This is a genomic window from Halomonas sp. AOP30-A1-24, assembly GCF_052378165.1.
GTDB lineage: Bacteria > Pseudomonadota > Gammaproteobacteria > Pseudomonadales > Halomonadaceae > Vreelandella > Vreelandella citrativorans.
Window position 1 is genome coordinate 1 of record NZ_JBQSXL010000051.1, and the last position, 9986, is coordinate 9986.

Sequence of the window (9986 nt, forward strand, 5' to 3'; positions counted from 1 at the left end):
GTTAACACGTTTAAAAAACCATGACGCAGATCGTTGTTAAGATTGTCCATGCAGCTTAAAGTAAAGGTTATCTAACAAAGTTTGCTTCTTTGTTAATTATCGCCAAGGAGATAAGCCATGAGCTATCACCATATTCTGGTTGCCGTTGACCTAACAAAAGATTCTCACAAGGTACTAGAGCGCGCGATCGTTATCGCTGAGCGCAACAATGGTGCCAAAATCTCCATTATGCATACCCTTGAGCCTTTGGGTTTCGCCTATGGAGGTGATATCCCGATGGACCTTACCAGCATTCAAGACCAATTGGATGATCATGCCAAGCAGCGCCTGGCTGAAATTGCGACCCCTCATATCGACAAGGCCGACCAGCACGTAGTGGTGGGCATGCCCGACACGGAAATTCATCGCTTCGCGGATGAACATAACGTTGATTTGATTGTGGTTGGCTCCCACGGAAGACACGGCTTTGCCCTGCTACTGGGTTCAACGTCAACAGGCGTGCTGCACGGCGCGCAGTGTGATGTACTCGCCGTACGGGTTGGCAAAAAGGGCGAGAGCAGCGACGAATAAGTACACGCGCTTATTCTCGGCGCCTTACTTGCATATCGAACGCTTCTGTTCAAAAAGCTACTATCCCCAAAGGCACCGACCAGGCGCCTTTGGGAACATACACTTGAGTTTCCGCTATTCGCCGTTGGCCATGGCTTCAAGCTCCATCCAGCGTTCCATGGCGGCTTCAAGCGCCTGCTGAGCATGCTCTAGCTCTTGTAGTTTCGCTGTTACCGCGCTGGCCTCCTGCTGATAAAACGCGGGATCGCCTACCACTTGCTCCAGCGCTTCGACATTGGCTTCAAGCCGCTCGATGTCGGCAGGCAATGCATCCAGCTCGCGCTGAAACTTATAGGAGAGCTTGACGGTTTTTTTAGCGGGCTCTTCAGGTGCCTTCTCGGGTGCTTTTTCTACCGCCGCGCTGGTGGGCTCAGTTTGTTGACGCACCGCGCCTTCCCAAGGGGCAGGCGGTAGCTTACCGCCCTGACGTATCCAGTCGGTGTAACCGCCCACGTATTCACGGACAACGCCTTCGCCTTCAAAAGCCAGCATGCTGGTCACCACGTTGTCCATAAAGGTTCGGTCGTGGGAAACCAGTAACAGCGTACCGTCAAAGTCCAGCAACAGCTCTTCAAGCAGCTCCAGGGTTTCCATATCCAGGTCGTTGGTCGGCTCATCAAGCACCAACACATTGGCAGGCTGGGTAAACAGCTTGGCCAAGAGCAGACGATTAGACTCCCCGCCCGACAGTGCTTTTACAGGCTGACGCACGCGGTCAGGCGTAAACAGGAAATCCTGCAGGTAGCTCATGACATGGCGATCCTTGCCACCGACGCTGACTCGGTCACTGCCTTGAGCCACGTTGTCATAAACCGTTTTTTCCAGCTCAAGTCCTGCGCGCAGCTGGTCAAAATAGGCCACTTTAAGGTTCGTGCCTAGCTGTACACTGCCTTCGGTCGGTGCTAGCTCACCCAACAGAATTTTAAGTAGCGTTGTTTTGCCCGCGCCATTGCGCCCGAGAAAACCGATACGGTCGCCGCGCACGACTTCCAGGTTCACATTACGCAGAATAACGTCGTTACCAAAGCGCTGAGTCACCCCTTTAAGCTCGACTACCCGCTTACCGGTACGTTCACCACTATCAACGGTCAGGTTAGCAGTGCCTTGGCGTTCACGGCGCTGGCTGCGCTCGTCGCGCATGGCTTCAAGAGCACGTACCCGCCCCTCATTACGGGTACGGCGCGCTTTAACCCCTTGACGTATCCAGGTCTCTTCCTGCGCCAGCTTTTTGTCGAACTCGGCATTTTCCCGCGCCTCAACTTCAAGCTCGTGCTGCTTGCGCGCCTGAAACTCTTCGTATTTGCCCGGGTAGCGGCCCAGCTTGCCACGATCAAGCTCAAGAATATTAGTCGCCAGCCTGGAAAGAAACGCCCGGTCGTGGGTAATCAACAGCACCGCACCATTAAAAGCCAGAAGCTGCTCTTCAAGCCATGCAATGGTGTCCAGGTCCAAATGGTTGGTCGGCTCATCAAGTAGAAGTAAATCAGGCTCAGACACCAGCGCTCGCGCTAACGCGACCCGGCGACGCCAGCCGCCTGAAAGAGAACTCATCTCAGTTTCAGGAGGAAGCCCCAGCCGCGTTAGCACAACATCAATACGCTGATGGAACGACCAGCCATCAATCGCTTCGATGCGGGTTTGCAACGTCGCCATGCGATTCATGTCCGGGTCGGGATCGTTGATCAAGTGCTGATATTCAGACAGCAGCTCGCCCGCTTCAGGCAGACCCTGTGCGACCATGTCGAAAATAGTCATGCCCGATGACTCAGGTAACTCCTGAGCCAACACCCCAATTTTCAAGCCAGGCGCTCGCCAAACCGAGCCGTCATCAGCCTGAATATCACCCGCCACTAATTTTAAAAGCGTAGATTTACCGGTGCCGTTGCGCCCGACCAGCGCCAGCCGCTCGCCTTTTTCGACCGTAAGGTCAGCGCGGTTCAACAGTACTTGGGTGCCGTAGGCAAGTTGCAGCTGTTCGAGTCGTAACAAGGTCACGCAGTATCCTCCATCGTCGTGAGGCGCACAGTGTAACGCATGGACAGCAGTAGAGGGGAAGCTTCGCGCATTAGTCGATACGTGTGCTTAGCGTTACAATACTGGTTTGCTATTTTCGACGAAGGAGTAACGCTTGGCTTCATCGGCAGTCGATAACGTTTTACCTGAAGCGCTTCAATTTCGCCCTACGTCTCCGTTGGTCGATATTGGCGCTAATTTGACGCACGAAAGCTTTGATCGTGATCTTGATGACGTCATCGCGCGGGCTCATGCTGCTCATGTTAATACAATGATTGTCACGGGCACGGACCTGGCGCACGCCGAGCAGGCGATAGCCCTTTCCGGGCAATATCCCGGCCTTTTCGCAACGGCGGGCATTCATCCGCATGATGCCAGTTGCTGGAATGCAGAACTGGCAAACAAGATGAAAGCCTTGCACACACATCCGAAGGTGGTCGCCGTTGGCGAATGCGGGCTGGATTTCAATCGCAATTTTTCGACGCCTGCCGAGCAAGAGCATGCGTTTGAAGCGCAGTTGGCACTAGCTGTTGAAAGCGGCCTACCGCTTTTTCTACATGAGCGCGATGCAGGCGCGCGAATGCGCGAAATACTGGCCGCTTGGCGCGATGATATCAGCGACGCGGTTGTACACTGCTTTACCGCTGACCGCGATACGCTGTACGGCTATCTGGACCTGGATATGCATATTGGTCTGACCGGCTGGATTTGCGATGAGCGTCGCGGCCATCACTTGCGTCCGCTGGTTAACGATATTCCGCTGGAGCGCTTGATGGTGGAGACCGACTGCCCTTACCTGCTGCCCCGCAATCTACCCGCTAAACTCAAAGGGCGCCGCCATGAGCCAGCGCTTCTGCCGTGGATCGTAAAAGAAATTGCCCAGTGGCGCGGCATCAGCGAAGCTGAACTAGGTAGCGCCACGACGCAAACTGCACAGCGCTTTTTCCGCCTGCCTACAGAATCTTGAAAGGAGTACGAGCGTGGCCGATTACCCAGGATTTATTGCCATTGAAACGGGCGAAGAAGATGGCCTCCCCCTTGCCATAGCCTGGTCATTGCCCGATGGACGCGTTAAGGAAACCTTGATCCAACCAGACGATAGCTGGATCAAGGAAGATACCAATGCCATGGGCGCTTACAGCATCGAGGAACTTGAGAGCCTGGGCGTTAGCCCCCTTGAGGTGATTCGCGAGCTGGAAAACGATTACTTCTCCGCCACTCTTTATACCAGCGACAATGGTGAGGACGAGGCGGCGCTGGCGCGTCTATTTGATACGTATGGGCTGGACCCTTTTGTAGAACTGGCGCCGGCATCGGTGCTCTACCCGTCTATCACGCCGGGTGAATGGCACCGCCAGCGACGTGAGACATTCAGCGAGCTGGGCCTGGAGCCCATGCGCCCCGAACATGAGCTTGAGGTCATGCTGTCCTTGCACCAGCGCTTAACCGAAACGGATTAAGCATTAGCAGCCACAGGCGCTTGACCCAAGACCGCCTGGCCTTGGGTAATCGCAGCGGCTAGTGGCTCTTTGCGCTGATAAAACGACGTCAACGCTACGTAAAGGGCGTTGGCGCGCGCGGGCAGGCCTTCTTGTAAATAGCGCTGCTTTCGGGCGTTTACCTTCTCCGCAAATGCGTCACGATCGACGTCAACATCGCCCCCCAAGTTATCCACGCTGACATGAAAGATGCGCCCACACGCGTCGGCAAACAGTGATTCCAACGCCTGAGGGGCAATTTCGGCTTGCTCAAAAGCGCTCTGCTCCTGGGCATTACGCCCATCGGGCAAATACCAGTAGCCATAGTCTTCCAACTGACGGCGCTCGGCACCGGCAATACACCAGTGGCTAATTTCATGCAGGGCGCTGGCATAAAACCCACGGGCAAAGATAATCTGGTGATAAGGCGCTTCCTTGCTTGCCGGTCGATAAAGCGGCTCATCTTCACCCCGCACTAATCGGGTTTGATAGCGCGGCATAAAAATGCCGTCAAAGAGTGCCGTAATATCCTCAAGTAACCACTTGTCGTCTGCGTGAACCACAATATCCTCGTTATTTAAGGCCTTTTTGCCTAGTATAACGGCCCTCGTTAGGTAGGCTGAAGTCTAAACGGCAAAAACCAGCGACTCCTGCTAATCTAGCGGCGTTTTATAGATTACTTTACTAACGGAGAGCCTTTCCTTGGCCCGCTTTGCTGACGATATCAAAACCACCTACTGGCCAGAAACCCGTGCCTTAATTTTATTGGCGCTGCCTATTTGTGGCGCGCAGCTTGCCCAGGCAGGTATGGGGGTAGTCGATGTCATGATGACGGGACGCTTTAACGCTACGTCGCTGGCAGCGGTCTCAGTAGGTACCAGTTTATGGGCGCCCTTGATGCTCTTTATGACGGGCACGCTCATGGGGCTTACCCCTATTGTCGCTTACCACCTCGGCGGACAGCGAAGCAATGCCATTCGCCCTGCGGTTCATCAAGGATTATGGGTGGCCTTGGTGCTAGGCATTATCGCCGCGATTCTGCTTAGAACCAGCGTCATGCCCATTTTCGAATTAATGGATGTACCGGCTCAAGTTGCTCAAGAATCAGCCGCTTATCTTTCAGCGGTGGCGTTCGGCATGCCCGGTATCGCCCTCTTTCAAGCATTACGCGCGTTTTCGGATGGCATGAACCATACGCGGCCATCGTTGTGGATCAGTGTCATCGGTTTGCTCGTGAATATTCCGGCCAACTACCTGCTGATCTACGGCGGCGAAGGGCTGGTCAATTTGTTGGGTAGCGGCGTTCCCGATATTCTGCAACAAATTCCGGCCATGGGTGCCTTTGGCTGTGGGATCGCGACGGCTATCTCCATGTGGACCATGATGTTAATCATGCTGCTGTATACTCGCCGAGGGCGTGCTTACCAAAACGTGTCGCTATGGCACCGTTTTACGCCTCCACAGCTGGCGGGTATTAAAGAGCTGATTTTTGTAGGCATGCCGATTGGCGTGGCTATTTTTGTTGAGGTGACCCTGTTCACCTTGATCGCCCTGTTTGTTGCCAGCCTGGGCGAGATAACCGTAGGTGCTCACCAAATCGCGCTCAGCTTTACTTCTATTCTGTTTATGCTGCCGCTTTCATTGAGCATGGCATTAACGGTACGCGTGGGTAATACCCTCGGCCAGCATCGCCTGACACTGGCTCGCCAGGTCGCATGGAATGGTGTGGTGGTGAGCATACTGATTGCGGCGTTTAACAGCCTCTTTTTGTGGCTAACTGCCAAGCCGGTGATTGCCTTGTATACCTCGAACCCTGAGATACAGGCGCTGACCCTTACCCTCATTGCCCTTGCGGTCATCTTCCAGCTCTCTGATTCGCTTCAGGTGAACCTGGCAGGCGCGCTACGAGGGTATAAGGACACCCGCATCGTCATGGTCATTACAGTGCTTTCCTACTGGCTTGTAGGCCTTGGAGGCGGTTACTGGTTAGGTGTGCATGGTGCAAGCGGTTTAACCGAGCCTTTAGGTGTTCATGGGTACTGGATAGGCTTGATTGCAGGGCTTAGCACCGCCGCACTGTTGTTGGCCTGGCGTTTAAAATGGATTAGCCGACAGGGGTGAAAAGTGACAAAACAGTGGCTTCTCTTCGTTATGTTCACGGCAATGTCGGTTTTGACAGGTTGCAGCGACCATGAGGCAGAGCAGCCATGGGTCGCCTATCACCAGCAATTAGCCGAAGACCTTTCCTCGCCTCCGCGCGAGCGCACAGAGGTATCCAACATAGGGATATTTCCAGAACGCCAAGAAAGGCTGATTGAGGTAGCTGAAACCCGCGATGGCATACTCAATATTTACGCGTTGCGCGAGTGTCACATCACGTCGCTGATTGCAGCCCGCAACAATCAGCTTGGCCGGGTTGCGCCGCCCAGCCAGCACTGGCTTTACGAGCGTGAGTTATGGCAACGCTTGGCGGCATGCCAGGAAAGCGATGTCCCTGACCGGTTAAGCGAGCGCGATAAAGAGCGCCTTGAGCAGCTTACTGCTCTGAAAACAGCCCAACTACCCGCTGTTAGCTGGAATGCTATTTTCGATTCTGATGAGTGGATAAAAAGCTTCTCTCGGGCAAGCCAACCGCTAGCGATGAGTGATTTTCCAGCGATTGCGCAGCAGCTTGCCGCTGTCGATTATTTGCAGCAGATGGTAGATAGCCAGTTTAGCCAAGCATGGCAGCAAGACTCCTCTCAGCTTGAAAACCACCTCAAGCACCTTCAAGAACGCCCCTTAACTGCCGAGATACTGCGCACATTGCTACTTGCCGAACAACGTTTACAAGACGCCAGCGAGCACTTAACCCAACATGATCCACACCATGAAGCGTGTTTAACAGCGTGGGACACTGAAGCCCTGAACCTCCTTGAAGCTAACGCGCAACAGTGGCTACTCGCTATCAACAGGCTGATAAACAGCCAAAGCGTTGCCTTTCCAGAAGCGGTACGTGTTTACCAAACGCAATGGCTCTCGCTTGATAACGCACAAGCGCCTTGGCAGCAGTATCAGCAGGCCAAAACGCACCACTTATCGCTTAGAGAAATGCACTCAGTCTGTTTAAGCGATTAAATATTCGCCTCCCTCTTAACCTTATGGGCAACCTGTGCTATTGGTGAAGGATGCGGTAAGCATTTCTTGTTTACCAATGTCGTGGCCACGCAGCATTAGGAGGGACATCATGGGCGTATCCCAGTCACCCCGCTCTGCCCAGGTCATCGACCTGGATACCGTGCGCCTGCGTCAGCAGGCGCAAAAAAGTTTGGTTCGTTTAGCGCCCGAGTTAGACGGGTTGGAAATGGTATACCAGCTCGCTGCGAGCCCCGATTCCTATTTTGGCATGCCCATTCTGGCCTGGGGCTTAAGAGCCGATGGCCATGTTGTTGGGCTGGTGCCTTGGATGGAAACACTGACCGCCTGCCAAGAGGTGGATAGCCAGGAAAACGGCTATTTTGTTGGCTATCGCGATCCAGAAACAGAAGAGATCTTTGAGTCACCGCCCGATCACAAATATCATGAGCTAACGGCTGCCGCTGACTATTTTGAGTATGAAGCGTCGGGAGACGTTACGCTCATCCAGCAAATTCCCGATACCCTGGGCACTCATGCATTGTGCATGAATCACCCCAATGCACCGTGGCATATGAAACCCGTTTACGGATGGCGTTTGTACAGCGATGGCTCTATTGATGCCTTACTTGCTGATGAAGAAAAGGCCACAATGACACCCATTCTGTTGGGTGATAAGTGCCTCTACAGTGCACGCTCCTGCCACCCGAGCGTTTATTACTTTCAGCGCCATATCGCTAACCGTATCCTTGAGGAAGATCCCGCTACCCTTGAGACATTAGCCATGATGGTCGTGCCAGGCGATTAACGTACGAGGCGGTACACCTGTTTAATTATGCGCACCGTGCGAGGCTATTCACCATTAGTCGATTTTTTGCCGCGCACGGCTGCACATCTTTACGCTAAGCGTATAAAGTAAACGTAGCTTTCTACTGATTCACTGCGGTCGACAAGCTCATGACCCAAAAATTGACAAAATTTAGGTACATCACGCGTGGTAGCAGGATCTGTTGCCACAACTTTAAGCACTTGACCTGAACTCATATCACGCACCTTGTTGTGCATTAGCATGATAGGTTCAGGACAATAAAGCCCTGTGGTGTCCAGAACGGTGTCGTAGTGGGGTGAGGCATCAGTCGTGTCAGCCATTCATATCCTCGGTTTAGGAACTAGATAGCATGATTAAAGTTATCATCGAACGGCGTATTATGCCTGGCCTTGAAGATGAGTATGAACAGGCCGCACGCGAAGTCATGCGTGTTTCGCTCGGTGTCAGAGGCTTTGTCAGCGGTGAAACGCTGGCACAACAAGGCCATACGGATCGACGCTTGATGATTACCAAATGGCGCGATTTACGCGCCTGGAAAGAGTGGCACGCCAGCGATGCGCGTGCCACTGCGATGCAACGTATTTTACCGCTATTAACAGAAGACGAGACGATCCGCATCTATGAAGCGGGCTATTAACACCTTAGTGGGTTAGCCTTACGTGCACAGTCACTTCTTCCCGGTCGTGATAAAGGTGCCTGCAGTTTATGTGGGCACCAACACCCGCGTTTTTAAGCGCTTCTTCCAATGTTTCCAAACAGCGCGTTACTTCATCCCAACGTTTCTTCATGGGTAGTTTGAGGTTAAAAATAGCCTCTCTACACCATTTACGCGTTAGCCAACGCTCAACCATCGCCAGCACCCGGACGGGCTTATCCACGATGTCACATACCAGCCAATCCAAACGCTGAGGCGGCTCCCAGGTAAAGCCATCTTCTTTAAGATGATCAATTTGCCCAGTGGCCATTAGCTGCTTATCCATTGGCCCATTATCAATGGCATAAACATACATGCCCCGCTGCACCAACTGCCATGTCCATCCACCGGGCGCGGCTCCTAGATCTGCTGCCTGCATATGCGCACTCAAGCGCTCCTCCCACTCTTCGCGTGGGATAAACTCATGCCATGCTTCTTCCAGTTTAAGCGTAGAGCGGCTTGGTGCACGCGAAGGGAAGCGCAACCGACGAATACCGTTAAGCAGCTCGCTACGATTACCGGGAAAACTTATGCCTAGCTGGGCGCGATCACCATCGGTCCAAAAAATATGTAGCCGACGCCCACCTGCCTTGCCGCGTAGCGCACCGCGTTTTTTTAACATGCTTTGCAACGGCTTGGTAAGGGCTTTGATCAGGCCAACCAGCGCCTTGCCATCATTAGTATCGGGCGTTTCATGCCAGATTTCTTCAAAACTCCAGCCGCTGGCTTTAACCTGCCCTAAAATAGCGGTTAATCGATCATCTCGTGACAAGGTGAGTGCTGGTAAGGCCGCCAGGCTTTGACGAGCGAAAATAAGTCTTTTAAAAGCCGCCCGCCGGTGCAAGTCATTAACGGGTTCATCGTCTGTTCGCGTTAGGCTGACCCACCCTTCCCCATAAGCAGGTTCACAGGGTACCCCTTGGTGCTTTGCATGGTGCTGCATTTCTGACAGCGCATCATGTTCAAAACCAGGGCGGCAGTAAACTAACCACGATGTCGGTACCGTTTCACTCACCACTTCACCTCAAATTGCGTCTATCACCCAAAGTGACAGCCGGTTGATATAGTCGCTGGGGACGCATCATAGCATTAACACGTGCACTTTATTTTCTTCCACGCATACAAAAAACCCAGCCGATTGGCTGGGTTCTTCGTTAAATAAGTGCCTGACGATGACCGGGGCGGCCATCCGCCGGCCGACGCTCCGGGACTCTCGCATGGGGAGACCCTTTTCTTTCTTCATGTACAG

11 protein-coding genes are annotated in these 9986 nt (G+C 53.3%); 7 read left to right on the plus strand and 4 right to left on the minus strand.

What is annotated here, in order from left to right:
• Positions 1-117: 117 nt before the first annotated feature.
• A complete protein-coding gene (locus ACT3TJ_RS17410; RefSeq protein ID WP_172118335.1) occupies positions 118-570 on the plus strand; it encodes a universal stress protein in 453 nt (150 codons plus the stop codon).
• Positions 571-684: 114 nt separating this feature from the next.
• On the opposite strand, the gene ACT3TJ_RS17415 is transcribed toward ACT3TJ_RS17410, so the two are convergent.
• Positions 685-2604 (minus strand): ATP-binding cassette domain-containing protein, encoded by a 1920-nt coding sequence (locus tag ACT3TJ_RS17415; protein ID WP_444622725.1) that lies wholly within the window; start codon positions 2602-2604, stop codon positions 685-687.
• A gap of 133 nt (positions 2605-2737) precedes the next feature.
• On the opposite strand from ACT3TJ_RS17415, the gene ACT3TJ_RS17420 reads away from it, so the two are divergent.
• On the plus strand, positions 2738-3589 hold the full coding sequence (locus ACT3TJ_RS17420) for a TatD family hydrolase (RefSeq protein ID WP_444622726.1): 852 nt from the start codon (positions 2738-2740) through the stop codon (positions 3587-3589).
• A 13-nt stretch (positions 3590-3602) separates the two neighbouring features.
• Positions 3603-4082: a hypothetical protein gene (locus ACT3TJ_RS17425; protein ID WP_172118338.1), complete on the plus strand. Its 480-nt coding sequence runs from the start codon at positions 3603-3605 to the stop codon at positions 4080-4082.
• On the opposite strand, the gene ACT3TJ_RS17430 is transcribed toward ACT3TJ_RS17425, so the two are convergent.
• Positions 4079-4663, minus strand: coding sequence for an elongation factor P hydroxylase (locus ACT3TJ_RS17430; protein WP_444622727.1), 585 nt, complete (start codon positions 4661-4663; stop codon positions 4079-4081). The two genes, ACT3TJ_RS17425 and ACT3TJ_RS17430, sit on opposite strands and share 4 nt — an antisense overlap.
• Positions 4664-4802: 139 nt before the next feature.
• Here ACT3TJ_RS17430 and ACT3TJ_RS17435 point away from each other — a divergent pair, with 139 nt between their 5' ends.
• From ACT3TJ_RS17435 to ACT3TJ_RS17445, 3 genes are all read left to right on the plus strand, one after another.
• Positions 4803-6221 carry an MATE family efflux transporter gene (locus tag ACT3TJ_RS17435; RefSeq protein ID WP_444622728.1) on the plus strand — a complete coding sequence of 473 codons (1419 nt, stop codon included), beginning with the start codon at positions 4803-4805 and terminating at the stop codon, positions 6219-6221.
• Between the two features lie 3 nt (positions 6222-6224).
• Positions 6225-7217, plus strand: coding sequence for a DUF3080 family protein (locus tag ACT3TJ_RS17440; protein ID WP_444622729.1), 993 nt, complete (start codon positions 6225-6227; stop codon positions 7215-7217).
• A 109-nt stretch (positions 7218-7326) separates the two neighbouring features.
• The gene (locus ACT3TJ_RS17445; protein WP_444622730.1) at positions 7327-8022 is read left to right on the plus strand and encodes a hypothetical protein; all 696 of its coding nucleotides are present in this window, start codon (positions 7327-7329) and stop codon (positions 8020-8022) included.
• Between the two features lie 89 nt (positions 8023-8111).
• Here the strand turns inward: ACT3TJ_RS17445 and tusA are convergent, their stop codons facing one another.
• Positions 8112-8363 (minus strand): sulfurtransferase TusA, encoded by a 252-nt coding sequence (tusA, locus tag ACT3TJ_RS17450; protein ID WP_444622731.1) that lies wholly within the window; start codon positions 8361-8363, stop codon positions 8112-8114.
• A gap of 29 nt (positions 8364-8392) precedes the next feature.
• On the opposite strand from tusA, the gene ACT3TJ_RS17455 reads away from it, so the two are divergent.
• Positions 8393-8680, plus strand: coding sequence for an antibiotic biosynthesis monooxygenase family protein (locus tag ACT3TJ_RS17455; protein ID WP_087111672.1), 288 nt, complete (start codon positions 8393-8395; stop codon positions 8678-8680).
• A 4-nt stretch (positions 8681-8684) separates the two neighbouring features.
• Here ACT3TJ_RS17455 and rlmM read toward each other — a convergent pair whose 3' ends face one another.
• Positions 8685-9755: a 23S rRNA (cytidine(2498)-2'-O)-methyltransferase RlmM gene (gene rlmM / locus ACT3TJ_RS17460; protein ID WP_444622732.1), complete on the minus strand. Its 1071-nt coding sequence runs from the start codon at positions 9753-9755 to the stop codon at positions 8685-8687.
• Between the last annotated feature and the right edge of the window lie 231 nt (positions 9756-9986).